Source organism: Xenorhabdus siamensis, assembly GCF_037996745.1.
Classification (GTDB): Bacteria; Pseudomonadota; Gammaproteobacteria; order Enterobacterales; family Enterobacteriaceae; genus Xenorhabdus; species Xenorhabdus indica.
Map to the genome: position 1 here is coordinate 44,955 of NZ_JBBMXE010000015.1, position 26,574 is coordinate 71,528.

General features: G+C 39.8%; 35 protein-coding genes and 3 pseudogenes. 3 read left to right on the forward strand and 35 right to left on the reverse strand.

Annotated elements, in window-relative coordinates; all coding sequences use genetic code 11:
- Window positions 1–25: 25 nt before the first annotated feature.
- From AAC852_RS16190 to AAC852_RS16265, 15 genes and pseudogenes are all read right to left on the reverse strand, one after another.
- A complete protein-coding gene (locus AAC852_RS16190; protein WP_340621886.1) occupies window positions 26–379 on the reverse strand; it encodes a hypothetical protein in 354 nt (117 codons plus the stop codon).
- A 2-nt stretch (window positions 380–381) separates the two neighbouring features.
- Window positions 382–1,395 carry a P-type DNA transfer ATPase VirB11 gene (gene virB11, locus AAC852_RS16195; RefSeq protein ID WP_340621887.1) on the reverse strand — a complete coding sequence of 338 codons (1,014 nt, stop codon included), beginning with the start codon at window positions 1,393–1,395 and terminating at the stop codon, window positions 382–384.
- Window positions 1,385–1,525, reverse strand: a complete 141-nt coding sequence (locus AAC852_RS16200; RefSeq protein ID WP_340621888.1) for a hypothetical protein — start codon at window positions 1,523–1,525, stop codon at window positions 1,385–1,387. Before AAC852_RS16200 ends, virB11 begins: the two co-directional genes overlap by 11 nt.
- A 5-nt stretch (window positions 1,526–1,530) precedes the next feature.
- Window positions 1,531–2,748 carry a TrbI/VirB10 family protein gene (locus tag AAC852_RS16205; RefSeq protein ID WP_340621889.1) on the reverse strand — a complete coding sequence of 406 codons (1,218 nt, stop codon included), beginning with the start codon at window positions 2,746–2,748 and terminating at the stop codon, window positions 1,531–1,533.
- Complete coding sequence (locus AAC852_RS16210) at window positions 2,732–3,532, reverse strand: TrbG/VirB9 family P-type conjugative transfer protein (protein ID WP_340621890.1); 801 nt, start codon at window positions 3,530–3,532, stop codon at window positions 2,732–2,734. Before AAC852_RS16210 ends, AAC852_RS16205 begins: the two co-directional genes overlap by 17 nt.
- A gap of 2 nt (window positions 3,533–3,534) precedes the next feature.
- Window positions 3,535–4,369 (reverse strand): annotated as a pseudogene (locus tag AAC852_RS20065) (VirB8 family type IV secretion system protein).
- Between the two features lie 127 nt (window positions 4,370–4,496).
- Window positions 4,497–5,411: a TrbL/VirB6 family protein gene (locus tag AAC852_RS16225; RefSeq protein ID WP_340621893.1), complete on the reverse strand. Its 915-nt coding sequence runs from the start codon at window positions 5,409–5,411 to the stop codon at window positions 4,497–4,499.
- A complete protein-coding gene (locus tag AAC852_RS16230; protein ID WP_340621894.1) occupies window positions 5,362–5,757 on the reverse strand; it encodes a hypothetical protein in 396 nt (131 codons plus the stop codon). The genes AAC852_RS16225 and AAC852_RS16230 overlap by 50 nt, the downstream gene beginning before the upstream one ends.
- Before the next feature lie 57 nt (window positions 5,758–5,814).
- Complete coding sequence (gene virB5 / locus AAC852_RS16235) at window positions 5,815–6,492, reverse strand: P-type DNA transfer protein VirB5 (RefSeq protein WP_340621895.1); 678 nt, start codon at window positions 6,490–6,492, stop codon at window positions 5,815–5,817.
- An 8-nt stretch (window positions 6,493–6,500) separates the two neighbouring features.
- Window positions 6,501–8,900, reverse strand: coding sequence for a VirB4 family type IV secretion system protein (locus AAC852_RS16240; protein WP_340621896.1), 2,400 nt, complete (start codon window positions 8,898–8,900; stop codon window positions 6,501–6,503).
- Window positions 8,857–9,222 (reverse strand): hypothetical protein, encoded by a 366-nt coding sequence (locus AAC852_RS16245; RefSeq protein ID WP_340621897.1) that lies wholly within the window; start codon window positions 9,220–9,222, stop codon window positions 8,857–8,859. The genes AAC852_RS16240 and AAC852_RS16245 overlap by 44 nt, the downstream gene beginning before the upstream one ends.
- Window positions 9,223–9,239: 17 nt before the next feature.
- Complete coding sequence (locus AAC852_RS16250) at window positions 9,240–9,587, reverse strand: hypothetical protein (protein WP_340621898.1); 348 nt, start codon at window positions 9,585–9,587, stop codon at window positions 9,240–9,242.
- The gene (locus AAC852_RS16255; RefSeq protein ID WP_340621899.1) at window positions 9,574–10,170 is read right to left on the reverse strand and encodes a lytic transglycosylase domain-containing protein; all 597 of its coding nucleotides are present in this window, start codon (window positions 10,168–10,170) and stop codon (window positions 9,574–9,576) included. The genes AAC852_RS16250 and AAC852_RS16255 overlap by 14 nt, the downstream gene beginning before the upstream one ends.
- Window positions 10,171–10,175: 5 nt before the next feature.
- A complete protein-coding gene (locus tag AAC852_RS16260) occupies window positions 10,176–10,382 on the reverse strand; it encodes a hypothetical protein (RefSeq protein WP_340621900.1) in 207 nt (68 codons plus the stop codon).
- Window positions 10,345–10,842, reverse strand: a complete 498-nt coding sequence (locus AAC852_RS16265) for a transcription termination/antitermination NusG family protein (RefSeq protein WP_340621901.1) — start codon at window positions 10,840–10,842, stop codon at window positions 10,345–10,347. Before AAC852_RS16265 ends, AAC852_RS16260 begins: the two co-directional genes overlap by 38 nt.
- Before the next feature lie 312 nt (window positions 10,843–11,154).
- On the opposite strand from AAC852_RS16265, the gene AAC852_RS20070 reads away from it, so the two are divergent.
- Window positions 11,155–11,547 carry a helix-turn-helix domain-containing protein gene (locus tag AAC852_RS20070; protein WP_422824313.1) on the forward strand — a complete coding sequence of 131 codons (393 nt, stop codon included), beginning with the start codon at window positions 11,155–11,157 and terminating at the stop codon, window positions 11,545–11,547.
- Window positions 11,548–12,274: 727 nt separating this feature from the next.
- On the opposite strand, the gene AAC852_RS16275 is transcribed toward AAC852_RS20070, so the two are convergent.
- The 13 genes from AAC852_RS16275 to AAC852_RS16335 all read right to left on the reverse strand — a co-directional run bounded on the left by AAC852_RS16275 (window position 12,275) and on the right by AAC852_RS16335 (window position 21,867).
- A complete protein-coding gene (locus tag AAC852_RS16275) occupies window positions 12,275–12,541 on the reverse strand; it encodes a hypothetical protein (RefSeq protein WP_340621902.1) in 267 nt (88 codons plus the stop codon).
- Between the two features lies 1 nt (window position 12,542).
- Window positions 12,543–12,821 (reverse strand): hypothetical protein, encoded by a 279-nt coding sequence (locus AAC852_RS16280; RefSeq protein WP_340621903.1) that lies wholly within the window; start codon window positions 12,819–12,821, stop codon window positions 12,543–12,545.
- Window positions 12,822–12,887: 66 nt separating this feature from the next.
- Complete coding sequence (locus AAC852_RS16285; RefSeq protein ID WP_340621904.1) at window positions 12,888–13,061, reverse strand: hypothetical protein; 174 nt, start codon at window positions 13,059–13,061, stop codon at window positions 12,888–12,890.
- A gap of 503 nt (window positions 13,062–13,564) precedes the next feature.
- Entirely contained in the window at window positions 13,565–14,329 is a 765-nt protein-coding gene (locus AAC852_RS16290) for an N-6 DNA methylase (RefSeq protein WP_340621905.1), read from the reverse strand.
- 48 nt (window positions 14,330–14,377) lie between these two features.
- Window positions 14,378–14,626 (reverse strand): hypothetical protein, encoded by a 249-nt coding sequence (locus AAC852_RS16295; RefSeq protein WP_340621929.1) that lies wholly within the window; start codon window positions 14,624–14,626, stop codon window positions 14,378–14,380.
- Between the two features lie 94 nt (window positions 14,627–14,720).
- Window positions 14,721–15,065, reverse strand: a complete 345-nt coding sequence (locus AAC852_RS16300; RefSeq protein WP_340621906.1) for a hypothetical protein — start codon at window positions 15,063–15,065, stop codon at window positions 14,721–14,723.
- Between the two features lie 345 nt (window positions 15,066–15,410).
- Complete coding sequence (locus tag AAC852_RS16305; protein WP_340621907.1) at window positions 15,411–15,710, reverse strand: hypothetical protein; 300 nt, start codon at window positions 15,708–15,710, stop codon at window positions 15,411–15,413.
- A 194-nt stretch (window positions 15,711–15,904) separates the two neighbouring features.
- Window positions 15,905–16,435 carry a single-stranded DNA-binding protein gene (ssb, locus tag AAC852_RS16310; protein ID WP_340621908.1) on the reverse strand — a complete coding sequence of 177 codons (531 nt, stop codon included), beginning with the start codon at window positions 16,433–16,435 and terminating at the stop codon, window positions 15,905–15,907.
- A gap of 116 nt (window positions 16,436–16,551) precedes the next feature.
- Window positions 16,552–16,932 carry a hypothetical protein gene (locus tag AAC852_RS16315; RefSeq protein ID WP_340621909.1) on the reverse strand — a complete coding sequence of 127 codons (381 nt, stop codon included), beginning with the start codon at window positions 16,930–16,932 and terminating at the stop codon, window positions 16,552–16,554.
- On the reverse strand, window positions 16,929–17,201 hold the full coding sequence (locus tag AAC852_RS16320) for a hypothetical protein (RefSeq protein WP_340621910.1): 273 nt from the start codon (window positions 17,199–17,201) through the stop codon (window positions 16,929–16,931). Before AAC852_RS16320 ends, AAC852_RS16315 begins: the two co-directional genes overlap by 4 nt.
- Window positions 17,202–17,794: 593 nt before the next feature.
- Window positions 17,795–18,526, reverse strand: coding sequence for a plasmid SOS inhibition protein A (locus AAC852_RS16325; protein WP_340621911.1), 732 nt, complete (start codon window positions 18,524–18,526; stop codon window positions 17,795–17,797).
- Between the two features lie 36 nt (window positions 18,527–18,562).
- Entirely contained in the window at window positions 18,563–20,638 is a 2,076-nt protein-coding gene (locus AAC852_RS16330) for a ParB/RepB/Spo0J family partition protein (protein WP_340621912.1), read from the reverse strand.
- Window positions 20,639–20,808: 170 nt separating this feature from the next.
- Window positions 20,809–21,867 carry a DUF3560 domain-containing protein gene (locus AAC852_RS16335; protein WP_340621913.1) on the reverse strand — a complete coding sequence of 353 codons (1,059 nt, stop codon included), beginning with the start codon at window positions 21,865–21,867 and terminating at the stop codon, window positions 20,809–20,811.
- A gap of 265 nt (window positions 21,868–22,132) precedes the next feature.
- Here AAC852_RS16335 and AAC852_RS16340 point away from each other — a divergent pair, with 265 nt between their 5' ends.
- Together AAC852_RS16340 and nadS are read left to right on the forward strand one after the other, a co-directional pair.
- On the forward strand, window positions 22,133–22,465 hold the full coding sequence (locus AAC852_RS16340) for a type II toxin-antitoxin system RelE/ParE family toxin (protein WP_340621914.1): 333 nt from the start codon (window positions 22,133–22,135) through the stop codon (window positions 22,463–22,465).
- 1 nt (window position 22,466) lies between these two features.
- Window positions 22,467–22,751: a NadS family protein gene (nadS, locus tag AAC852_RS16345; RefSeq protein WP_340621915.1), complete on the forward strand. Its 285-nt coding sequence runs from the start codon at window positions 22,467–22,469 to the stop codon at window positions 22,749–22,751.
- 326 nt (window positions 22,752–23,077) lie between these two features.
- On the opposite strand, the gene AAC852_RS16350 is transcribed toward nadS, so the two are convergent.
- The 7 genes and pseudogenes from AAC852_RS16350 to AAC852_RS16385 form a co-directional block, all read right to left on the reverse strand.
- Entirely contained in the window at window positions 23,078–23,920 is an 843-nt protein-coding gene (locus AAC852_RS16350; RefSeq protein ID WP_340621916.1) for a hypothetical protein, read from the reverse strand.
- A complete protein-coding gene (locus AAC852_RS16355; RefSeq protein WP_340621917.1) occupies window positions 23,907–24,158 on the reverse strand; it encodes a sugar ABC transporter substrate-binding protein in 252 nt (83 codons plus the stop codon). Before AAC852_RS16355 ends, AAC852_RS16350 begins: the two co-directional genes overlap by 14 nt.
- 18 nt (window positions 24,159–24,176) lie before the next feature.
- Window positions 24,177–24,377 (reverse strand): hypothetical protein, encoded by a 201-nt coding sequence (locus AAC852_RS16360; protein ID WP_340621918.1) that lies wholly within the window; start codon window positions 24,375–24,377, stop codon window positions 24,177–24,179.
- Window positions 24,378–24,555: 178 nt separating this feature from the next.
- Window positions 24,556–25,005 (reverse strand): annotated as a pseudogene (locus tag AAC852_RS16365) (DNA-binding protein); the annotation flags it as partial.
- 118 nt (window positions 25,006–25,123) lie between these two features.
- Window positions 25,124–25,246 (reverse strand): hypothetical protein, encoded by a 123-nt coding sequence (locus tag AAC852_RS20075; RefSeq protein ID WP_422824315.1) that lies wholly within the window; start codon window positions 25,244–25,246, stop codon window positions 25,124–25,126.
- A 307-nt stretch (window positions 25,247–25,553) separates the two neighbouring features.
- Window positions 25,554–25,914 (reverse strand): annotated as a pseudogene (tnpA, locus tag AAC852_RS16375) (IS200/IS605 family transposase).
- Window positions 25,915–26,148: 234 nt separating this feature from the next.
- Entirely contained in the window at window positions 26,149–26,385 is a 237-nt protein-coding gene (locus tag AAC852_RS16385) for a hypothetical protein (RefSeq protein WP_340621920.1), read from the reverse strand.
- Between the last annotated feature and the right edge of the window lie 189 nt (window positions 26,386–26,574).

Consider the following 26,574-nt stretch of genomic DNA (forward strand, 5'->3'; position numbering starts at 1 on the left):
GCGGAATCCTTTAATCCGATAAAATTTAGTTGTAATCTCCTTTATAGTGAAGAGGTTCAAGCTCTCGGTTATTGGCAAATCGGGCATTACCATAAAGTGATTTTGTTTTTGGCATGAAGTACAACCAAAGAAAAATAATTGCCACAAACACAGGTAAGAACACTATCCATGCAGCCAGCACACTGCCCCATACAACACTAGCGAAATCTGGATGTTTAAAAGGTAAATGTATGCCATTGTATAATGACCACCATGTTACTTGACTGACTGACACATCGGACAAATAAAGATGTAGCGCCCCACCGGAATAGTTACCAATCACAACACAAACGATAACTGCCAATATCCATATAGTTATACCAAAGAAGAATGTTTTCATGATTATTTCCCAGAGACACCATTTAAAAGTCGGTTCTTAATTTCAGGTTCATAACGAACTTCTAATATCCTTGTATGTTCCATATAAAGGACGATATCAAATGACGTTCTGACTCGCCGCTCTATATAGTCATAATCAAGCCCCATCCCGACCGGAGACTGCTTGATCATCCCGCAAACACGACCATAGCCAGAAAGCGTGTCGTTGGCGTGAGCCGTTGTTATAGTGCCGGGATGCCCTGTATTCAACAGTTCCATAAAATCCCAGGCTTCATCACCTGTTAGCTCGGACAGAAAGATATGATCCGGCTTCATGCGCAGTGAACACGAAACAAGCTCTTTTGGGGTAATAATATCGCCGTAGATTAAATGAACATGATTTGGATGAAGTGGTAGTTTTAATTCATTTACCGCTTCAATAGTTAGCATTCGACGATGAATAGGGAATAAATCAACTAATGCTTTAGCAAACGTTGTCTTACCAGAACCCGTTCCGCCAAAAATAATAATATTCAGTTTCCTTTCAATCGCCAGAATAAAGAAATTTATCCAATCTTTCTTTTGATGGTAACTCTTCAATATTCTTTGCCATTCTTCTAATTCCTGCCCTTTATTCTCAATCGCACGAGCATTCTCAAATCGCCCACTATCTACATACCCCTGCAAAGTAAACCTATCCAGTGAAGGTTTACGGAATGTCATAGATATTGTTCCTTTCTCACATGCAGGAGGCATGACAATCAAGCCACGTTCGTTATCCGGTAATTCAATAGTTTTGATTGGCGATTTAGTTGTAAGGCTTTGGTTATTATAAGCAGCTAGAGAATTTGCCAACTTCATACAAAGGATATAATCAAGATTAGGTTTATCTTCCCTTACCCATCCAGTTTCATCTTCAAGCCATATTTCCCCTGGTCTATTAATTGCCACATCCCTAATACCCGGCCGATTCAAACACTCATGCACACCGCTTTGATTAAGGAAATCTCGTGTCAATGCGGCATGATCAAAACTCATGAATTACCATCCCTGCATTAGTATTAGCTGATATTATCGTGTCGGAATGTCCTGCAATCAGGCACTTCATAAAAATCCAAGTTTCGATAACATCTTCAAACATAAATTTTCTTGCGTTGTATTGTGCCATTTAAATCACCTTACCGATCTTGTCTTGAATACTGATGAGAAATTTACATCCTGCGCAACGATCACATTAATAACGGTTCCAGGAAATACATAACCCGTCGGCGGAATATTAATGCTATTTTCCAGCGCTTTGGTTGCCATGTTTTCAGCATTGCGCTCGCTATTATCAAAAGAGTAGGTAGAGTCGTTGCGTTTAGTGGCATTGGCGGCACTCGCGAAAACATCCTGGATAAAGGACAACATCACCGCACCACCAAAACGTTTCCCATAATGATTATCGACATAGGCTTCTGTGCCACTTTCCCCCATAGCACCAGTACCAAGAGCATTAAGGCTAGCGCGAACCCCTGAGGTTGTTTCGAGGTCTGTCCAGGTTGTAAATACGCGGGTTTGTCCTGGCCTTATCTGAACCTTCTGTTCACCATCCAATTCGGCCCCGGCTTCAGCAATGATCACGCTACCGTCTGACGAGTAAAGCGGTTGTGTGAGTATGCATTTAACAAACCCAGGGTGATCCGTTTTTACTGCGGTATACAGCGCACAGCGCAGGTTTGATTTACGTTTCAGAAGAAATTTACGCTCTGGCGAGAGATACGCGCCAGTCGGGGTATAACGGGAACCATTAAGATCAGAGATATCGCCTCTGGTATTATCTTTTGGAACGCCCAGGCTTGCAGATCCATCCACATCAGGCATCATCGGTGCGGCCTGAGCATAAGAACGAATACGCTGCTCGTCAGCATCACTACTGGTTAATTGTGACTGGCTGTTTCCACCTCCGCCAGTTTCCTGAACAGCAATACCCCCACTGAGTTTTCGTAAATATGCAGGGCTTGGTTGTTCTGGATCTGCTATTGCATTTGCCTTACCGATTTGCGAGGGATTGGGGGCTGAGTCTTCCTGCTTTTTCTGTTCCTCTTGCTGTCGCCTTTTGAGGATCTGCGCTCTTTTCTTTTGAATATCATCATCGGTGATAGGCTTTGCCGCCAATGCAGCATCAGCTTTAACTTTTGATTCATCAACTTTATTAGGATTATTTGCTTTCATAGCCTGAAATGCAGAATAGAAAATAACGCCAAGCGCCATAAAAAGGAAAAGTACCCCTCCACCAATAACGAGCAAAACTTTAGCTTTAGGTTTTCGGTCTTTTTTTACTCCCAGAAGATTAAAATCGCCACGAGGTGTATTCTTTGTGGATTCGTCAGCATTATTGTTTTCTGACACTTATCGTCTCCCTAACTTCACCAGTAGTCGTGCCGTTATAATTATAAAAGCCAGTATTGTTAACATTAGTCCTTACAGCGAGCACCAATTTATTCAATCGCAATTTATACATTGCACTCACGCTGTGAATAACCAAAATGTCATTTACGTTGTGGAAATTAACAAGCGTTTCAGTTCCATCAGGAAGGACTTCATAAACAACGGGACGAGGTGCATTTGTCGGGAACCTCATGCACGTGAAAGTACCATTATCCCAGACCTCAGAAGGGGAAATAATGAGGTCGCCTTTCTTCTCATAACGCCGGTTTTCTCTACCAGAACATGGATTCTGATTTAATTGACGATCAATAAATGGGCTTTCACCCACTTTCGGGGGTTTCGGATAATTGAAGCGTAATAAGTAAGTTGTTTGTGCCACATCCTTCACTAACTTTAATTCCAGAATATAAGTACGTCTGTCAGTATTAATAATGAAGTTTGTATTAGGGTCCTGGTCAGTCTTAGGCTTTATCGTCACTCTATCACCTGATTTATTCGGACCGACCTCCCATGCGTCAGGATCGCCCATCGCCATCATCCCCGTATCACGTCTGATGGTTTCTCCGGGTTCAAGTTGCACTATCGTTGCCCGACCAACCGAAGCATTCACCCGAAAGACGTTATCTGGCGAGTAGGTCGCCGTCTGAATGCGTTTATCCAACTGAGATCCCTTCCCAACAGTTTCAGCATGAATCACAGATGCATAAGCCGTGAGAATACAGAACACCAAAAAGTGTATTTTCATCGTTAATATCCTACCTCCTGGCTTAATTCATACGAGCGCACAGCAAAGCCCCTAGGGTTAAGCCAATCGTCTTTTTGCACTTTTGGCGGTTTGCCGTAATCAAATGAGAGCGTAGCAAGCCATTTTGTTGCAGGTATTTCCTGAACAGGAATGCCAGCATCATCAAGAATGGTTTTCGTAAATCGTATTTGAACTGTTCCGTTATGCTTGTCTTTATCTCTTTGAGAAAAAATGATGTTGTTTATATCGACTCTGATTTGCCGCTTATCACCCAACTGTTCCATATATCCTTTTTTGGATAACTGGAAGTTTTTATACTCGGTAAATGTTCCCGGATAAGACATTAAATCGACAATATGGTAACGAGAATCTTGCGTAGAAAAATTATAACTCTCGCTGCCGCACATAAGTTGTAGTCCAGAATGAATCATCACGTTCATTAGCATCATTATCTCCTCCGTATTTAACAATATCGGTATAACCTGAGTTGTTATCGACACGAAGAAGATATGGTTCTACTGTTTTTAATGGAGTCAAACCAAGAACGGCACCAATTGACATGAAAGTAATAACACCAAAAAAGATACTTAATCGTTTAGCATTTTTAGTTTTTTTCTTTTCCTCTTCTGCCACATGCTTCTCAAACCATAGTGCGGCTTGCGCGTAGGCACGACTAGCCTCTCCTATATTTCTGCCTTGTTCGGGTGAGAGATTGTCTTTTCCTTTTTCAATATCATAGGCTTCTTTTATTACTTCCTTTTTTCTATTTCCAAACATATCAATCTCCAGAATGGTTATTAGCCGTGAACTTATTAACATTAATCCATTCATCAGCATGTATGTTTTTATCCATATGCGAACTACAGCCAGATATAATGAATAAAGATGCTAACAACCATAAACAAAGTCTATTGGTCATAATAAAATTCACTATTCAGATTAAGATACAGAATAACTGTTGATATTAGGCGGGACGGATACGATTTCTAAACGCTCTAGACATTCGGGTTGCAGCTCCTAATCCAGTACCTTTCATTAGCAATTTCTTGAGTCCATGAACGCCACTCGGAGAGCCACCCATTACAGTTGCTGCATAGTTTGGTATTTCCGATGCTATAGCACTAAACGTACCAAAGTAAAATAAGAGTGCAAATGCACCACCAAGAGAACTATCTACTTCTCCATTCGTTATAACAAAACTATTCAGGAAGTTGATCTCAAGTGTAATAGCCACGCCAAATATCAATTGCGTCAACATAAAACCACCAAGTAAAGATACCCATCCCCAAAAATACTGTCTTGTTTGATCAAAAAGGCCAAATGCTATAAATAAAGGACCAATAATAAGAAAAAGAGATGTAGATACTTTCAATGTCATTAAAGTTGCAACGCAAAGTGCTAAAAAGGGGATACCACCAATTAGCATAACTAATATCGTTATTACTGCAACAGCCGTAGTCTTAAAATTGGTTATAGAAAAATCAGTGACATTTACATAATTAATAATTCCATTTAAGAAACTATTGATTAAAGTATCCACTTGATTATTGCCTATTGCTCCGTTTGATAATTGTTGTATAGCCCAAGTTGGCATTCCATTAACAAATGGGACTACTACATTCATGTACCAATCAACATTAAAGGCACTAAATATAATAAAGGCTGATTTTATAGCGTTAAATATTTCGTCTTGAAGAACACTATTAAACCCTTTGAAATACCATGACAGCACATTAAGCGTTCGATCTATCGCCCAGAACGCCCCAAAAAGGGAACCGACACCAATCATTAATAATGTGGTGCCGGTTGATATAGTTCCTGATAGAGAGTTATCGACTGCCTGGTATAGAGTTTCTGCAATGTGCAACTCTATCGCCATATCTACTCCACTGTTTTTCATAGATCCTATTAGATTTATGAATTTTGTCTTTTTCTAAATACATGGTCTCAATACCGTTTGCCGTAGAAATAGTCGAAGCATTATCAATTTTCCAATCGGATTCCTGAGTAAACCAAGTACCGTTGTTCAAAAACTTACTAACAACATGGCAGGTACTATCTTTACAAGTGATGGTCATTCGTTCGTCCATCCACTTCAACAATGGCTTTCCTTCTGAAGTACTCACCGCTTTCCAGTTGCCAATAAATTGTTCACCGCTATCGTTACAACCGGAGAGCGCCAGTGTCCCTAACAACAGTCCAGATAAAAGAAATGCTTTTTTCATCTTTTTTTCCTGAGTTATGTATATAAAGTATAGGGGATCACAAATCGGCTCATGGTGTCAATTGCCAGTAGGTAATTTTTTGGTATTCCCTACGGCGTAATCCCATAAATCCTGTGCTCTCTTCTTATCAGCGAGTTTTTCTTGCTGATCCATCAGCAATTGCATGTTTTGGAGTTGCATTTGTTGGTTCTGCAACTCCACCTGCTCCTGTTGTAGCCGCAACGCTAGTTCTCCACGTTGTTGTGGCGTCTGTACTGTGTTGAGTTTCTGACGGAGCTGTTCAGCGTTTTTTATACGCTGTGAGGCCGCATTATACATATCTTCAAACGCTCCAGCTTGGGATAACAAGTGATCAAACGATTTCTGTACGTTGGGGTCACTGGACGTTAGGCCATAACGATTGCGCAAATCAGTCAAGTTCTTTGCATTGGTGTATATATTGTTCCAATCATTAAGCGGCAATACTTTGTTAAGCAGCGGATCATTCAAGAAGTTACCCAACTGGTCGTTACCCGTTACCAGACCTTTGTAATGATCATACTGATTTTTAGCCTGCTGAATCGCCTCCTTCGTTTTATTCAACTGTACTAGAGCTTCATCTGCCTGCTGTTTAGCATTTACCACCAATTGAGCGATATTCGCCACATCGATAGTTGGTATACCCGATGCCGTAGTGATAACTGGTGTTAAGCCTATTCCCAATGCGATCGCTATTGCTATTAGACTTTTTTCCATTTTCATCCTTATTTATTATTAATACGCTGCATTTCGTCCAAAAACTCACCAACCCATATTTTAGGGTCATTCGTTCCCAATTTTTCCCTAATACTGGATGCAATATAGACGTTACCTTCCTTTCCTATTGTTGTTGATAGAAGAGGAAGCCAGTATTTCAAATCATCTGTCATATCAAATGACAGCACAGTAGATTGTTGACCTTGTTTGATAAGAAATTCACGCGCTAACGGGTTCAGCCTAGACACTATGTCAAATTCCTTACCCTTTATATTAAACTTTTCATATTCTTTCGCGTCTGCCTGGTCATTTGCTAACCATATTTGAGTGACTACCTGCTGAATTACAGATGCACCATGAGTTGATTTACTGAGATCATCAGGTTGCTGAGTATCCATAGTCAGTATTTCTCCTCTGGTTCGACCTGCTTTTAATATTTCCTTGATTGCATCCGCTGTACTGTCAAACGAGAGAGGAATCCAGCACTCAGCAATAATATTTAGGAGCATATTTGCCGATTGATATTGATGCATAAGTCGTTTTAGGAAAAACATTGTGTTCAGAAATATCTCCATCATTTCGAGATTTTTCGTGAAAAATGTTTTCTGCATGATACGGGTACAATCAAAAGCAAGTCTGCGGAATTTTTTAGGGTCAAAAAGGTTCACTGGTGCATCACAAACCCATGCATAGCGTCCTTCCGAACCATCAGGGCAGACACGGCACCATTTCCGCAAGCGTACATGAAGACAATTCTCATCCTCTGTCTGGGCAATGTTTTGCAAAAGCAGCGACATTCCTCGGTTCTCAACCACAGAGTGTGAAAGTACGGCCTCAATAGACTGTTTAATCTGGTTCTCTTCGGCATCGTTACAGTCACCAGCCATTGTCTGAACCATATCGAACAATTGGCTGCGCAGCTCTGGGGTGTCTTCCAACTGAAACAGGTTAATGCCTGTCGATACCCCTGGCCTTATCACATAATACTCTGTCGATAATGCTCGCAATAGGTTTTCAAACGAACGGTTGTAATCCAGACAAAATAAGAGAGGATTCCAACGACTAGCGAAGACAATTAATTCAGCTTCAAGAGTTGTTTTACCCGCTCCTGTCTTACCAACAACGGAAATATGGCCAGGCAGACGCTCACCTGTATTATTCTTTCCTACCGGGCTGTTATGAGCGTTAAAGAAGTACAAAGCATCATTCGCTGAACGAAACGGCATCCACGCTTTACCGTCACCAGGCGGGTTCCCTTCTGCTTTCCCCACTGGAGAAGCATGTAAGGAAAAACCGCAGGCCAAGTTCTCTGTTGATTTGGGAACCGGGTACATTGCAATAGTACAACCAGGAAACAGAGAGTAATAAGAATCGTCGTTCGTTACTGTGGAACGGATAAAACGGGTATCTCTCGCGGAAAAAATGGAATCCAAAGTAGCGCCGTTATCAATGGCTTTTTGTGGGGTATCGCCATAAACGATAAGAGCCGCATGATAGCGTCCGAACATCTTCTCGCCCTGAGTAATGCTCTGAGTTGCTTCCTCCAATGCTTTAGTTTGTTTTGTTTCACCTTCTGCCGAGATCAGATCCACTGTCTGTTTGGCAAAATTGACCTTAGATTTGTTTCTGTCTTCAAAAATGAAGGTCTGTACTAACGAAAAATCAAACTGCTCTTCAATAGCTTCATCCCACATTCCCGGAACCGTCTTTGAGGGGTAATCTCGCAGATCATATGTAGTGGCATACCTCACCCCACCACTATTGGGACGATTTTCAACATAATCGTAGGGAGCAAAGTTGGTCACACTGTCAATGATAGCATCCCCAAGTCGGGTATCAGAGAGCATGACATCTCTCTCTTCACCGTTAATTAACAGAGAAAAATACCGACCAACCTGTGAGTAAACCGATCCCGCTGCATTTTCCTCTACCCCCAGAACCGAAGGTTCAAATGCACTCAACATCTTCTCAACCATAATGAGAATTTCATTCATACGGCTGATACCCTCATCTAGTTCTTTATATTTCAGAATGAAGGCCATTGTATAACCGACTTGTCGGTATTTCCCTTTTCGGAAAGGTGCTGTGTAGGTATCAACAAAATCCTGCAATACAGGCAATTCGATTTGGTATTCCGCATCAAGTGATATTGAAGATTTTGTTGTCCATGTTTGAATCATCAAATTTTTTCCTTCTTTCTTTCCAAGAGAAAGAAAAAACCGATTTTCATTGGTGAACATTCTATTCAATTCTGGCTTTTCTTTTGTTTCGTAAGAAACACCTTTAAACCTGACGACACTAATCAAACGTTGCCCCGAAAGCGTAACCATATTTTCATGAACATGGTAATTCATCCACGGCACTCTAATCTCTGGATATAAACCTTTTTTGCGCAATTCGCCTGCCATAAAATTGATTCCATCGTGGATTGCAGGGAGTTATCAATAAAGCACGCCCGTACACCATATTTCGTATGTAACGCCTCAGCATAAAACGGAGGCGTGTCAGAAAACGACTGTCAGACTCACAAATAATTCTAACTACAATAAATAAGGTGACGGGGATAATTAAAGCAATCAGACCATACCAGCTAAAAATAGAACAACTGATACCAGTGATAATAATCCCAAGAAAGATAATTCCCAGAAGCACGAACTGCGGAACTCCTTGATAGGAAGCCGTTCGTCCCATTGCATTATAACTTTCAAAGGATAAATCTTCACCATCCATATTATCCCCTGTAATTATCAGGAAGTAGTACCAAACACCTGCCACATCGCAGTGAAGAAGATGACAGCCCCACCGATCCAGATAGCCATACTGAGATCACCGATATAGTCCCAGAATGTCTTCTCATTGTTTCCTGACATACGAGAAATCGCTAAACGGATACCGGAAATAATGACACAGCAAAGTACAATCACGCCTGCTAATGTATATAACCCAATCTGAATATTCTTAGCATACTGAATAAGTGTATCCAGCCAGCCTGTACTGCCACCGGCAGCAAGTACATAGGGTGAAAATGCGAGCATTGAAATAGCCAGTAAAACATATTTCTTCATGGACTTTTCTCTCGCGTTAGCTTTTATCATCTGTTTTTTCCTCATTAATTTTTTCAGCCGCAGGCTCACTATATTTAGGATATTGCTGTAAAACGTCCCAAGCGTCATAAACAGGTGTATCACCTAATGCAGGAACTTTTATATTCGTAGTATTTGCTGCAATGACTCTTTCTACATAACTTGTACTGTTATTTTCTTTCTTAAATCCCCTTGTATAGTTTCCACTGTAATAACATGAAAATGATTTCCTCAATGCCTGTTGCTCTGAATCACCGCTCTTTAATGCTCGTGAATAACAGTCTTTTAAAATATCAGACCCCATTTTCAAGTTCGTACATGGTGAAAATATAGATTCAGCATCTTTTACATCAAAATATTGTCGATTAATTTGTGCCAGACCAATGCTGAAATTGGCATTTCTTTTATCAAGCTGCTTAATTGCATCTAACGCTTCTTCTTTCGTTCGTGGCTGACGACTTAATGGTTTCCCTACAACCCCGATAGCCCAAGGGTTAAAACCGGATTCAGTTTTAACAATGCGGCTTAATGTATCGGGTGCCACATCGGGAGCACACTGCATCGCCAGCGCCAGAAAAGCCGCCGGTGATATCATAATTTCTACCCATTATTGAGAATTTTCTTTTTAGCCTCATTACCGTAGTTCTCAATCAAATAACGCACAAATGCAGAAGCAGCCATAACCTTGCCTCTTTTGTATCCAATTTCTGTGATTAACTCTTCCAATTTTTTACGCGGTTCAGCCGAAACATAAATGTTATTAGAATACTCATTTTTCTTTTCTTGCCTGGTAGGTTTGGTTGACATTTTTACTCCATAAATACGAGAACAGTAAGTCGATACGAACAGCGGATTCTTCTGAGTTAAAAATCTTTTCAACCCGTTTTAAAAACTCATCAGATAAATGCGTTGACTCCATACGTACTGTTCCCAGTGACGGATGGTGCTGTACAATTTTCAATGCTTCAATTTCGTCCTGGTTAAGGGTTGCAACACGGTTTCCGAAACGTACAAAGTCCATTGCGCCAGGCATCTGTTTTATTGCGGTTGTATGAATCTGAGCAGGATTAAACTTTACAAAGATATAGCCAGGAAATGCTGGGGAATTAATTAGCCGGTATGCATTTTTTTTATCTCTCCGTCGTCGTCGTTCTAAAAGAATAGGGCAACATGTTTTAAGTCCGGCTTCAGTAAGATTTTGCAGCGTAGTCTTCCAGGTATTTTCACGGCAACGCAGAAGATACCAAGCAGGGCGCCATTCCTGCATAAAGATCTCCTTATGAGATAAGATATTGAATTACTATAGCTAGCGCACTACATCAGCCCCCTGAGTAGTCATTTTTTTAGTATATTTAAGATTGTTAATTTTTTAATTTTGAGGGTTAACAGCCTTTCAGTCTAATCGTTTTGATAGATCAATTCATGCATTATTGATCGGTTTAAACGATCAAACCTATCATGCATTTTTGTCGAAAATCCCCATTCTTTATTAGAGAATCAGTAATTTATTAGTTTATCTATATAAAATAATAAAATTAATATGACTAAACTTTATAAAGACCAATTTCGGAGAAATGGCATGATTGGCAAGCGATTAAAAGCCGCCAGAAAAGCAGCGAAAATGACCCAAGCTGAACTGGCACGGTACGCCGGAATCGATGAGCTAACCGTCAGCAGGATCTCTCACTATGAGACGGACACACATAGTCCTAATTTTCAGCAAGCCTGTCGTTTTGCTGATGTTCTGGAAATACCGGAGTGTTATCTGTACTGCCGTGATGATATTCTGGCTCAACATCTTCTATCGATATACAAACGCCATAAGAAATTTAGGCTCAATCCTTCTGAAATTACGGAGTTAGAAAGAGCAGAAGTTCAGTTACAAGCTCTTATTGAAACCATTCATTCTTTACTTAATCGACGAATAGAGATTACACTTGATGAAGATTTACCATCGTCGTTAAAGCCATAAAAATCTTTCGGTAATTTGAATGTAGCCCGTACTCTATAAACAGTTAGCATCAACGATAGAATATTTTTTATAACTTATTGACAGAGGGTACGTTAATTATTTCGTTTTCATTATTTTTTTCAAATTCAAATTTTACAATTGGATCTTTGATGTAATAAAACCCGGTTTCCGGGTTTTATTTTCATTGCCAAATTCTGTATGGCGAACTACCAGAATGTGTATGTCTTTACCATGAACTTTTTTTGCGGCCTCAAATCAGTAAAATACAACGGGTCTCCGTCAGTTTAAAAATCATTCGCTGCACTGGTGAACGCCAGCAAATGCAGCGTGGCAGTTTGAGTTATCCACGGGGTTAATTTTATTGAGTAGAACTATTCAGCCCTCAGAAGCTGAATAGTTCGTAGCGGATGGGTAGGTGAAAGCGGAGAGAAGCCGTACCCACAATAAAATTAAAACGGTGGGTAACTCAATTTAGAATGATTGGTCAATGCCAATCATTCTAAAAAAGCTAAATTTTTGTAGTCTGTCATTTATCTAATTTAGCATATATTGCTTTCACCCGTTCAGTGACTGGGTATCTGATTCGATGAGCATTACCATAGAAATATCGATTTACCGCCTCCCAAATATCCTCCTCTCTGCCCCCGGCGGGGTTCATCAGCCACCAAGCTGCGCCCCGGTAGTTCTCACAAGTCTTGCGTAGAGAGCATTTGCGAAGCAAAGACCGTTAGAGTAGTGATTGCACATTTTTACAAACGAAATCATTTTCATCTTTACGATTTTTTAATAAATATATAGAGTGTTTTCCTGCCAGCAATAATAAAAACTCATATTCTAGCTTATTAATCTTCCCACTATTGCCATCACTAATTTTATTAAGCCAAGTTTTCAATGAAACACCAAGTAAGTTAGCCATTTGTTGATTTGAGCATTCAATATCATTTCTTAATTCAATAAGCTTTTCTTTTGTAATTAATTCTTTATTAAACTTCATATCAAACCTTATATCCAGCTAAATTACAGTTAATATAAATACGTTTAAAAAATAGTAATATATGATGAGGGTTAAAAAATAAAGGGTTATCGCTAAGCTTCTCTTTGCACATTAGCTTTGCTGCATTTTCAGCGTCACCATAAAAACCGTTTGCGCCGTTGATACCTAAATCATCAGGCATCGGTAGAATTACATCAAAATCGACAGCTCCATCATCGTTAAGCATGGATTGAATTACTACTGGACTTGCTTCAACAATGTTCGTTACATGATTTGGCATTTGAAACTCCTTTTGTTTATTTAATCAATTCACCACAGCCCACTCGGAAATGAGCTGGAGTTAGTCTCAACGGAAATAAACTTCAACTCGACAGATTGGATATAGCGTTAATTTATTTTCAATAACGCATTGTTCTGCTGCTTCCATCGTATCGAAGAAATCACAAAATTTTATATTTTCTTCCATTTTTCCTTCATATTCTTCCCATTTACCAGCTACTACATGAAATTCTTTTTTCATACTCACCTCGCTGTCACATCCCCCGACTCCGATTTACGGCGGGATTTGGTTTTGGTTGAATAAAGTGCTACATTTGTTATAATTGCCTCTATTATATTGAACTATCAATAAAGCCACTAATGAAATGGGTTGACAATGTTCACTACTAAGTGACTTTTTTTATTCATATTTACCTCAGCCATTCGGCTGTTATTTATAATCTAGTAGCCATATTATCTAATCATAAAATTATTAGAATTTCTCAGTTATATACTCATTTTGTCAATTATCTAAGGGGCTATTGCCCTTTTTGTTATTAAGCCCTATTTTCAACTTGCTGCCTTCCTTTTGACTTCCGCAACCCCGTTGTGCCGTACATTTCGCGGATCTCTTCCATTAAACTAATAAAGTGACGGTGTAACAGAAATGAGGAAGTAATTATAAATAGCGCCCTAAATTTAGATCCAAGTGAGGCTGGAACGTCTGGTTCCAGAAATAAAAAAGCGGGACGTGCCCGCTTTATCTCACAGCCAGTCAGCAAATCGTTGATGATGTAAGTAATAAATAGGCGTTTTCATGACCCTGGAAACCGTTAATATTAAACTATTACCAACATTGACAATTGCAGGAATACCTAACAGCGACAATTGGACATAACACATTCTGGCGGCGGTAATATCAATATCAGTACATACCGCTAACATGTGTTGTGACGGATTGTATCCTTGTTCAAGCAGGATCTTAGCCGTCGCGATCACCATGCCACCGGCTCCTGCTGTAGGCTCTGAGACAGTGATATAGCCATGTTGCTTAATTTGCGGCTCAGGGTTACCGATGATGAGTTTCGCCATCAATTCAGACACATGAAAAGGGGTGAAAAATTGCCCCATACGGCTATCTCCTAGCTCCAATGACATAAAAATTTTGCCTAAAAAGTCGCACATTTCCCTTTCTAACCCAAGCACCACATGCGCTAACAAATGGCTAAACTGCTCAACATCTTTTTTCTCATAACGTCCGATAATATTGAAATATTCCTCTTCCAGTTCTGGCGATTTCAGGAAATGGTTTTCAAGTGCAATTACGGCAATATGGGTAAAATCGTTGAATACTTCAAACCGGCTGTGATACGGCGCTAGTGTCCTGAATTCGTTTATAAATGCTTTGTGATGATCTGTCAGGGTAGCTTTCAGCTTTGATATTACTGGTTTTTTTTGTGTACGTATGACTGTTTTTGTTTCTGGCCCTACTTCTGGCGCAAATAGCTCATCAAAATGTAACTGTGACATACAGCAAGATCCCTTAAAACCGCTCCGTTAGGAGCGGGTTACCTAATGTTACGCCCATGCCTTACGCAGCTCTAAACTGCGTAAAAGCTGCCCTAGTGCTTTTGCCTTCATTGAAGGAATGCGAACGGGTTGCTTTTTGCGCTGACACTTACGGATATGACGCGCAAAAGCTTTTAATGTGGGATCAATTTCATATACAGCGAGATCATTGCGTTTAATACGCTGATGCCTGACTGGACTATCTGTAAAATTACACTTTACAGTCTGGTGAGTTGGTGTAACTATACTACCCATCATACTCATGGTTGTTTCTCCATGTAGGTTAATGATAGCCGATTGCTGCTCTGGAAAAGTTCAATCGGCACAGGGAGCAGGGGAAACCCTGCTTTTCTCATTTGGTTGTCAGTGTGATGGCCGTATTAATCCGCGACACAATCTGAACATGTGATAACGTACATAAATCACGAAATTTGAAGTACTTACCGTCCAATTTGGCGTAAATATCGGTCACATTGCCAAAATACATCTCAGCTAACTTGAACGACTCGCTGTCTTTCCCTTGATCACATTGCCAATCTTGTGGAGGCAAAATCGCCAACGCATCCATATAATCTAATAGCGTAATTTCCTGTGGGGCGGTTTTAGCGGCCTGTTCTCTGTCTATCCAGTACATAAGTTCAGCGGTTGCTGTTTCCTGATAATTTTCCGTGATCGTGGTAGATATTGCCTTATACATGCTTACGTTCTCCCGTGTTAAAAATTCCATTCACAACGCCATTGAGATTTTCTTTTTCCCATCTTTTGGAAGATTCTTGAGCGGCGGTGTTGACGTTACGTGTGTTCATACTATTTTTCTTCTCTGTGGCTAAATTCCATCTCTCGGTGAGTTCTCTCGCGGCAAAGGGCGTATTGCATAATCATTCAGGGGGTTTTAAGGCCGTGTTAAGCATCGCTTGGTATCCGATAGGACAGAGACACATAGTGGCTCTGCGGAGCTAATCGCCCGCTTTTCTGGGCGATTAGCGTAGTCCAGGCGACACTTTCCCCTCTGTTGGGGAAAGTGCCTTTGGTGCCCCGTAGTTTACGTTTTAGGTTCAAACGTGTTATAAACCACCTCGTAATCAGTAAACTTCTTTTCACGCCTTACCAGAATAATGAGAGCGACATTTTTTGCTATCTTATTCATGACCATAATATTTTCAATTTCAGTGAAAGGCTGTGCAGACTCTGATAATGGCCACCATAGATTATGATTACTGCCGCTGAGTAATCCATGATTACAAAAATGAACGCCAAACCCTGAATCTAATTCACTAACAATAACGGTTACCCTTTGACGAACTGAAAACACTTCATTATTTTCTTGGTTATTATTTTTCATCTTAATAATCCATTTTATTTGTCGGAAATGATACAATTTCAATAGAAATAACGGGTAAATAAATATAATTTAACGCCTTTTCATGTGTTGTTTTTATAATTATCTCATACATATTTAATCGCCTTAAAAAAAGGAAATTAAATTACCTTGAATAGCGCCTATCACGGCGCTATCAAATTTAGTTTTATAAATATTTAAAACGGAGGATCACTTTCAATTAGTGGAAAATCTTGATCTTGAGGAACAGGAGCCAGTACAGAATTGCTTTTAGCTTTCTTGCTTGTTCCTTTGCTCTTAGCTTTTCTTTTACCTGTGCCTGTGTCGCTTTCAGCCTCATAGCATATTGGTGTTTCCTGTTCTGGGGCGCTTTGATTGCTGCCAAAGTTACGTTCTAATACTTGGAATCGCCCACTTCGGTTAATCACAATCTCAGTAATATAACGAACGGTGTCAAGATTATCTGTCCAACTACGTGTTTTTAACTGCCCCTCAACATAGATAAGCGTACCTTTACGCGCATACTCACCTGAGATCTCAGCAAGTTTTCCATAAATTACAATCTTGTGCCATTCAGTGTTTTTTTGTATTTCCCCTGTTTGCTTATTAACCCAAGTTTCAGAGGTAGCTAAACTCAGATTAGCAACCGCATTCCCATTAGGAATATAACGAATTTCAGGATCTTTACCTAAATGACCAATAAGAGAAACTTTATTTAAACTTACCATAATATATCCCTACTCAAATGAACTTGTAAAATCAATATATTCAAAAACATTTATTAACAAAAAGAGTATTTTTAATAAAAGCGGATTATTCCGCTTTTATTAATAGAAGTTATTTATTACAAATAATAAACACCCTCGGTGCAACCATCATCATTTAAAATATATACTGCGACGGGTAACCCATTTTGAAAAATAGCAACTTGTTTTTTGTTATTGGGGACACTAACAGCCTGAAAGCCATCTAACATAGACCATACTGGGAAAATACGAATAGCATCGTATGTGCCCGCACTTTGAAGATAAGATACAATATCTTCAAACTGGGATGGGGTAAGATCGGACATGTTCTCTTTCATAATTATAACACCTACGTCAAGCGGGACGTTACCGTGAATCAGCCCTGTTGCTGTTTCAATGATTATATTATACGACCAAATAGATAAAATGACAATATTATTTATTAAAAATAAATAAATATAAATTTCAATATTTTTCAAGACATCTTATTTTTATTTAATAATAATCGTTTCGATACATTAATATAGTTTATGCGTTGTTGAATTTCCATTCGTGACATTATTCGATCTTGCAATGCCCAACCAGAACGCATAATAACACCATGCGATAGAGTAGTTACCACGGCAACATCAAGCGATAATAATCGATAATTACACCCTTTTTCAAGGCGGAAGACTTCACTGACCACATAGAGATCACCTAAATTACTCACCAAACACTGGCCTATCTTCAAAATTTGTATACTCATTTTTTATTTTCCTACGCCAAGCGGGGCGTTACCGTGACTCAGCCCGATTGCTGTTTCAATGATTATATTATACGACCAAATAAATAAAAGATAAAGTAATTAATTATTATTTAAGTTGTTATTGTTAATAATTTTTAATATGCACACTAAAATAAATATTATTTAAATAAAGTCATAATTAAGTTTATCTATTTTCAGTAACTATTTAAATTGCCACCATAGCCAATCTTGTCAAACGCTAAATCGGGGGCACCCTTCAGGGTTCCGATTTAGTGATTGACAACTCACCGATAAAAAACACTTGATCAACGTGGTTGTGAACACGCAGTGGGCGCAACTACTTACCCGACAGGTTTTATTTTTTAAGGATCATACAGACAGGTAGACCGGTTTTACGCATCGCTTGGTATCCGACAGGACAGAGACACACCGTGGCTCTGCGGAGCTTATCGCCCGGTTTTTTGGGCGATAAGCGCAGTCCAGGCGACACTTTCCCCCTCTTTATGGGGAAAGTGCCTTTGGTGCCCCAAAAATAAAATCGTTTCCGATGTTATACAGCAGAACACATTACACACCGCCAAAACTCAGCCAACTCATTCGTTATGCGCCCTCAATTTATTCGGGCGCACCATCTCATCCAGCCAACGTTCAATAAAAGAGCGAGAACTCAACATTTCTTTCATCTCTTTCATGACGACCCATAACGGCGTTCCCTCGGATAAACAGCGAAGATCAATTTTGGTAAACCGGGCACTCCATGAAAGCAGCATGTCAATGAGATCATCTTCAAATATTCCCTGCTTATTTTGTCGGTGATACCATACCTGTAATTCACTCGGCGTAATATAAGCCAATTCTACGTTAGCTTGTGCGAGTTTACTTTGATACCGCCGCCGCTTTTTCTGGCGCTCTTTTTCTCTTTGTCGGTTTGCTATTAAATTCTTGGTATCGATAATCCGATTCCGGCGTTCTTGCAACTTATATTTTGTCGCAGGGAAATATTGATCAACCGTACTACTTGAAAGCGGTAACAAACAAATTTCCCCCTGACTTTCAATCAATATGTCTAATGCTGATATGTACGCTTCCTTATTCTGACGCTCGCGGGGATTTACTGGATAATCAGGAAGCGCACGTTTCATATTAACAGACGTTATTGGGCCTTTTTGATCTGTAATGATGGTTATCAATGCCGAAGCATAAGGATAACGTTTCAAGCACTTTCCCCTTTTTTTCTTATCTTCGACCAATATAATGGCCTGTGACGCTGCGTAATGAAAGTGGTTAACAGGCACTAAGGCTAAATGATTAGGGATCATCTTCATGGTGACTACACCGCCCTTTCAGGCGGTGCCTCCGTCTTATTCTGCGGCTGAGTTTTCGGTGTTAATGTCAGTTTTGAAGCAGTCAGGGAGCCAATGCCTATTTTTAAACAGATCTTCTGCCAGTTCAGCAGCATCCCCTTTTTTCATTTTTCCTGCATCAATAGCCGCACCGGTAAAGCCTCCATCTATCAGACAATCAATGATTTGATCTTTACTAATACGCCCGAAGAAATTCGCCTGAGTTGGTTGCCACCACTGAGATAAATCAAACTCAATCAGAGCCTCAATAGGTTCAAGAGAGGAACCAATTTTGTTATGAGAACAAGTCACATATTGAACACCAGAAACAGTATTAGCAGTACAATATGCAAGCAATGAAATCAGTTTCTCCTGTGGCCATTCCAGCAGCCAATGACCACTGTTTTTCCAGTTTTCTGGGAATTGACCGATCCAATGTTCATGTTGTTCTCTAAGCAAAGACAATGCTCTGCTCTCGCGGGCTGTGGGGGCATTATCCAGTAATGTTGACCTGCTAAGTTCGAAGATAATATTAAGGTGTTTTATGTAATCACTCGCAGAGGAAGCAAAATTCTTTTTTACAGCATCATGAACGAGCAGAACCAGAGCCACATGAGTATGTTGTGTCAATGCCGCTTGTACTGCCAACGTGCGCTCGGAAGATAAACTTTGGGTTAATACCGCGCTATAGCCTTTGTTTTGTGATTGCCCGGTACTTGCTTCACCTGCGGCTTTATTTTCTGGTGCAATATCTTGATCAGCATCGGTTATTTTTTCTTTTTCAGTGGATGACAACGCAACAACCCCCCTATCGACTCCAATACAACCGCCATTGATAGAGACAAACACGCCTTTGCCTGCTTTTTCTTCCGGCGTCCACGCTAAGATTTCGGATTGATTCACAATATGTTCTAGCTGATCATCACGCTCACAAGAAAGCCGGTATAATTCATTACGTGAAGATTCCTCCTCCTCTGAATTCGCTAACCTATCCGCTTCTTCTGCTAACTCTTTTGCTTCATCATAAGCCACTTTTAAACTTTCAACGATTTCACCATTTTTTGGCTCACTATGTACATATTTTCCTGCATCATCAGAATATACCCGAAGCGGTGATATACGCGCCTGTGACCAGTTCCAGCCCTCAATACGTGCAATTTCAGTCGCAATATAATTCAGTTTTTCATTTGCCAATTTTTCTAACAATGGCAGATTTTCAATAAAGCCAGCATCTGTAAACAGATCGATTTCTAATGTACCGCCTGCCTGTTCATATTCTTTCTGGCCCACTAATTCGAACAAGGCATTACCCGCAACGGGTGATTTGTCTTGTGTTATGATTTGTCGTAAGCGATAAGGCTCTTTTTCCCAGCTACTGGCGTTATTCCAAACATTAATCTGACGCTCATGATCATTGCTGACAGATAAAGCCTGTAGCTGTTCCAACGTGATGTTATCGTTCGCCAGCTCTTCTAATAGTGCAGGTGCCATTTGTGCCAAACGCAGACACTTTTTAACATGGCGTGTGGTGTAGCCCAACAGGTCAGCGATCGCGGCTTCTTTGTACCCTTTCCGGTTTAGTTCTCCGAATGCAATAAGCTGATCGGCTGGATGCATAGCCTCACGCTGGCTATTTTCGGTCAATGAGATAATCAGGGCATCTTCTCCACTGACTACTTTCGCCGGAACCGTGTAGGATTGATCAATCAGTTCCTTTTGTAATAACGTGTTGAGGGCTTGTAAACGTCTTTGCCCTGCGGCTACGCCGTATTTGCCATTTCCCAGCACATGAACAACCAAATTTTGTAAAACCCCAACGGCCTGAATACTGTTTGCCAGCTCAGTAAGTTTGGTTTCATCATCTGGGCGTTTACGTACATTCAGCTCACTGGGGACTAATTCAGAAAGTGGAATAGAAATAATTTCTAGCGCATCTAATGCCTGATACACCTCTGGTGCATCGGTTTTTTTAGACGCAGATTTTGAGGTTTTCGCCGTTTTTTTAGAGACTACATTTTTTACCTGAGCTACTACTGGCTTTTTTGACTTGTTGACAGCTTCGTCTGAGTGGGGATTTTCTTTTGCAATTAACATGATTCAACTCCTACGCCAAGCGGGGCGTTACCGTGAATTGGCCTTCTTGCCGTTTCAGTAAAAATATCACACGACAAATTAATTAAAAAAGGTCTACAATGTCTATTTATTTAAATAAAGGCGCTCTTTGTGAGCGCCATAACATTTCAGTAAAAAGTTAAATATTAACTTCAATTATTTTTATTAAAATACTCAATGAGTTTATTTCTAAGATACCTACCGCCATTCACTCCATTAATTGTTGTTTTCCTTACATAAGCCTTACGGGTTGGACTCCATTTAAAAGAGTAATTTCTCAATAAGGATTTAACTTCATCATTTGGTCGTTTATCATCCGGGAAAATAAATTTAATTCGATTATCTTCCTTATCAATAGAAAAAGTAAAGTTTTCATATTCCTCATTAGTTTCTGATACACGCTCTTTTATGGCTTTAATTTCCTCAATACGTCTAATTACTCTTTTTATTCTGGCGTTATTATTGGTTAATTTAAAAGACTCAAAGCCAACCCCTAATTCCTGATAAAGCAAATGATGAATTTTTTTATCTGTCAGCCCTAATATTTTCAATTCATTTTTTCTTTTTTCTTCATCACTGTATTTTTTTATCACTTTATTGCATGATTTCATCAATTCCTGATTTGCAATTAACTTTTTAAGTTCTTGTGTCAGTTTCCAGACAGCATCGGGATCATCACCCGAAACGCCACCATTGCCGATATTTTCGGCCTTTGTTTCATAATAGCTCGCCTTGCCCTCACATTCAGAATACGCTTTTCTTTCAAGGCGTTCGATTTTTTCGAGATCTCGGCGGTGACGGCGCTCACTGTGATGACCAACTAAAATAGGTTGTCCCAGGGGAATAAAGCTCATAATATCTCTGGCTTGTTTCAGTGCTGCCTGTCCCTGATTTCTGGCTTTATCAGCAAGCTCTGAATAACGCTCTTTTCGCGCTTGCTGATAGAGTTCATAAGCATTAGATTCCTCACCCTTTGCCATTTTATTGAGCCATTCAAGTCGTAATTTTTCCGTAACCTGAACCAATGCAGACGCTACTTTGCCTAGCTTAATCTGACATATACCATCTTTAAACAGATCGCCCTTTTCCCCCACAATATACACACGCTCAGAACAACAAACATTATTGCCCTCGATATGTTGGAGTTTAAAGCCTGTGCTTGTCATTAAAGCGGCGAATTCGGTTTCTTGCCATTTTTGAGAATCATTCATTTTGTTTACTCCTACGCCAAACGGGGTGTTACCGCGAAACAGGTCGATTGCCGTTTCAATAAATATATTATACGACCAAATAGATTAATTATCAATATAATTAAAATAAAATTTATTTTTATAGCCGATTGAATACATTTAAATTTCATTTTTTAAAGTAAAAATGAACACATCATCAATATTAATATAAATAAATTTCTCTCTCAGGCTGGTAATTTTCGCCCAAAAGGAGTACAATGTACTCTAACAAAAAGGAGGTTTGCCTGTGGCCCATGCGATAGAATTTATTGAAACCAGTCTGTTTACCCGGCAGATAAAAGAGCTTGCTACTGATGACGATCTGCAAAAACTACAACGAGAGTTGATCGAATCCCCGGACAAAGGCGATATCATTTCGGGCACGGGAGGATTGCGTAAGATCAGAATGGCTACAGGTTCACAAGGAAAAAGTGGTAGTACCAGAGTTATCTATTTTCTAGCAACAGAAGATTTTATTTATCTAGTGATGGCTTATCCCAAAAGCAAAAAAGATAGCTTAACCAATGCAGAAAAAGCAGAATTGAAAAAACTGGCAAAATTACTGAAAAATGAGGTGTAAAATGAGCTTTTTTGACGAGTTGAAAGCATCCCTAGAGGAAGCCGTTGAAATTAAAAAAGGCCATAAAGAGGCTGCGCGTGTGACTCGCTACGAAGTTGCCGACGTTAAAGCTATACGCGCCCAGCTTAACATTTCTCAGGCAGAAATGGCCGAGGCGCTAGGTACTAGCATTGATACAATTAAAAGCTGGGAACAGAAACGGCGAAATCCGACCGGTCTGGCTGCAAAAGTTTTAGCGATTATTCAAAATGATCCGAATTTCTATAAGGCTCTGGTAACGCACTGAAAATCACCTTAGCCAGCCTTGTCAAACGCTAAATCGGGGGCACCCTTTAGGGTTCCGATTTAGTGATTGACAACTCACCGATAAAAAACACTTGATCAACGTGGTTGTGAACACGTAGTGGGCGCAACCACTTACCCGACGGGTTCTATTTTTTAAAGACCATATAGGCAATTATTCAGTTTTACGCATCGCTTGGTATCCGGCAGGACAGAGACACACCGTGGCTCTGCGGAGCTTATCGCCCGGCATTTTGGGCGATTAGCGTAGTCCAGGCGACATTTTGCCCGGCTTTTTTGGGGAAAATGCCTTTGGTGCGCCATGCTCCATTAAGAAGCAGTTTTTGGTGCCGTGTGTAACATCTTCATATTCGGATGCTTTCCGGCAAGCAGTAGCAGGTAATTATATTCTTCTGCCCTTAATTTGATATCCGCAATGGTTGCCTGCTCTTTTTCTTTTGCCTGCCAAGCCGCCACAGTATATTCCGTGAGATTCGCTATATCACTCTGTGTTAACTGCAAAGTATTTCTGAGCGCTTCAATAGGCAGCTCTTCTGGCATCTCTTTAATCAGATTCGTTATTTCAAACGGTTCTTCTAACCGATAATAAGGATGCAGGTCGGAGATTAATAACAGCAAATGGTATTCAGCCGCTGTTAACGTCTTAGAATGGTATTGCTTTAAATCTTTCCCAACGCCTCTTATTATTTTCATGTTAGGATGCTCTTCGGTAAGTAGTAACAAGAAATTGTATTCGGCCCGTTTTAATTTTTTGAGATCTTTTTTAGGATATTCCTTGCCAAGCCAGGTTGATAGAGAATACCCCATCAACTTAGCCATCTCAGAGGTTGTCAGCCCTAATACCGTCCGAAAATGTTTCACTTCTTCTGCTGTAGATGATCCCATTACCATTTTTTGGGCATCAAAAGTCTCTGTTAACTGATAATAGGGATGCAAATCAGCCATTAATAGTAAAAAATTGTACTCACCGGGCACCAATTTAGTAGCATTCATGTGATGTACATTTTCACCTGCGGCCTCTTTCTTCTGCCATGCCCGTAATGTCAGCCCCATAATTTCGCCCAATTCAGTCTGAGTGAGGCTCATTTTTTTTCGCAACAGCTCGATTGCTTTTGGATTAGGGACTTCAGAGACGATTTTAACTCTGCTCATTTTGCTGGCTCCAGAAATCAGAATTCAGGAAGATTTTAACCTGACGGGTACGCGGGTAATTTTGCTCGCGCAAGGCTTCTCGTGTTGTGGCTTCAAACTGAGTTTCGTCCTGAACCAGATTAAGTTTTCGGTTCCAACGGCGTGATAGGGCCAAGTATGTACCATCCTCACGCAGATAAACTTCAAACGTATACTTATTGTTACCATTAAAACCTTCGTCGTAATAAACCTGTTTCATCGGCAATTTTTCCGCATCTTACATCTCTTTTATGTTATCATCCTTCTCTTCCGCCAATGAATGATGTACAGGGGACTCCCCCTGATCTTCAACCGGCGAAACACGAGCGAATGTTCCCTTTGTCAATTGACTTATAACATCAATCAGAGCGGTCTGGTCAAATTTTGGTGTAAATTCTTCCGGCAGTACGCTTTTGATAATGCGCTGGATATCCCCCATTGTTGTTTTCTCATCCAGATATTCGAGGTAAATTTTTCATTTACAATTAATCTAATTCGAAAAAGTGGATAAATGAGAATTCACTGATTGGTAGAATTATGTTAATAGTATAAATATCGGTATTTATACTATTAACATGACTTTTTATCGACGCTTTTGCGTATTATTCCGTAAGTTGTTTCTCTATAGCGGCCAGACGTTCATGTAATTGAGCTAACTCTACAGCTTGAGTCTGTTCTTTTTCCCTGCTGTTATCTAACGCGGCCAGCATGATATTATGTTTCTTACGCAATACATCTAGCTGTTCTTCTAGAGCATCCACGGTCTGTGCGGCATCGGCCAACTCCCGTTCAGCCTGCGCAGTCTGTTCATCTGCTGCGCGAGTAACTTCGGAAACCCGCCGTTCTGCTGCTTTTATGGCCTTGTCATTTAGCTCTATGGTAAGTTGCTTGATACGTTCAATCAGCTCCAACGATACAGTTTCAATTTTTTCGGACACTTCAACTGGCAGCTCAGCAATAGGCTCTGCCGTGACTTCAGTCTGTGCTGAGAGGTATTCATCCCATATTTGTTTCAACCTTCCGGGATTACCTCCACCGACCTTATTACGCAGAGCAAACCCGGTAATATTTCCTGTCTTTTAGTCACATCTCAAATTACGAGCAAATGACCGCAATTTGATAAATATACCCAACTGATTTTAAAGGAAATATTTCCCAATGCTGTCTCGATAAGTTTAAAATAATTCATATAAAAAAAACAGCAGGATACAAAGTTGTGTATAAGAGACAGGTAATATTTCGCCCTTTAGCCTGCAATTCCAACCCTGCTTCAATGATTTGTTGTGGTTCAAAAGTTGCTGGACGCATGAGCCTATCTCCATTGTGGTGAATTATTCATTTATTATACACCCAATAGAAAAACAAACAAACAAACAAACTAATTAACAAACAAATTAATAAAAAAAGTGACCGGGTAACTGCGATAACCATCAATTTTTAAGCAATCACCTGTTTAGTCGAAAATTTCTGAGATCCCAGCGAGAAAGGAGAGAGTTACTAGATAGAAACAAAAGATGACGATTTTTATAACGAGGAGATGTATTAGGTAGGGTAGTACAAGCTGTAACTCTCGAAGAAAATTTATAAACAACCCCACCGCGAGCAGCGGGGTATTTTAAAGCAAAGTGATTTGATGATTTGAGTGCAAAATTTTGTACTCTTTTCCATTATTTTTCAAAAATAACTAACAATCATATTTTCATCACCATGCTTACCTACGGTGCTTGCAAAATACCCATCAGTCCAAAAGTTACGCTGTATGTTGGGACGGACTGAATCAAAAAATGGACATGGTTACGCTCGGTGCCAATTTCCAGAAATCTTATCTGGTAATTTCTTTCAAGGTCTGAGCATACACCTTTCAAAACTGCCTCTACCTGAGAATCAAAAACAGCCCGCCGATATTTGGATGGTAAAACAATATGATAAATAATCACCGTAACGTTATGATTTTTATTAATATAAATACTTTTCACAATAACTAAATATCTTCAAATAAGTACGAATACCGCCTAGAGATCTAATTGTGTTTAGTGCATATGACTTCTGAAATTATTTTATCAGAAGTCATATGCACACTCGGCTTCAAGGTAAGTCTATCAGAGAAACAGCCCGTCTTGTTGGTGTTTCTGACCAAACAGTCACGCGAGTGAGTAAAAGAAGTAATTAATCAATGGCTAAGTTTTAGGTTATGTTCACCCATAAATACACTAATCCGTTAAATCGTAGGCACCTTTAAGGCTATCTAGAGATTTATTCACCGCCCGAAAGCCGTCAGGATCGTATCGAGCAACTGATATAATTTCTATTATATCCTCAGCAAGTAACTCATGTTTTTCTGATGAATTATTGATCATACCAATTAATTTTTCTTTGACTTCTTGGGTTATAGGGCCGCGAGCAAACTGGTATCTATTGGTAGTAAGTCCTTTAATATAAATAGTCATATTGTTACCCTTATTAATTCTATGCTTTATGGTCATAATTAAAGATAGGCGAAGTGAAAATAGAGAAACCTCAATATAATAACACGATTTGAATCAGTTGATGATAAATGTGGCAACATTTTGGACGGTTCTGGCTTAGCAATGGCATTCGGTTATACCAATCGCCATTGAAGATGCTTGATTTCTTAT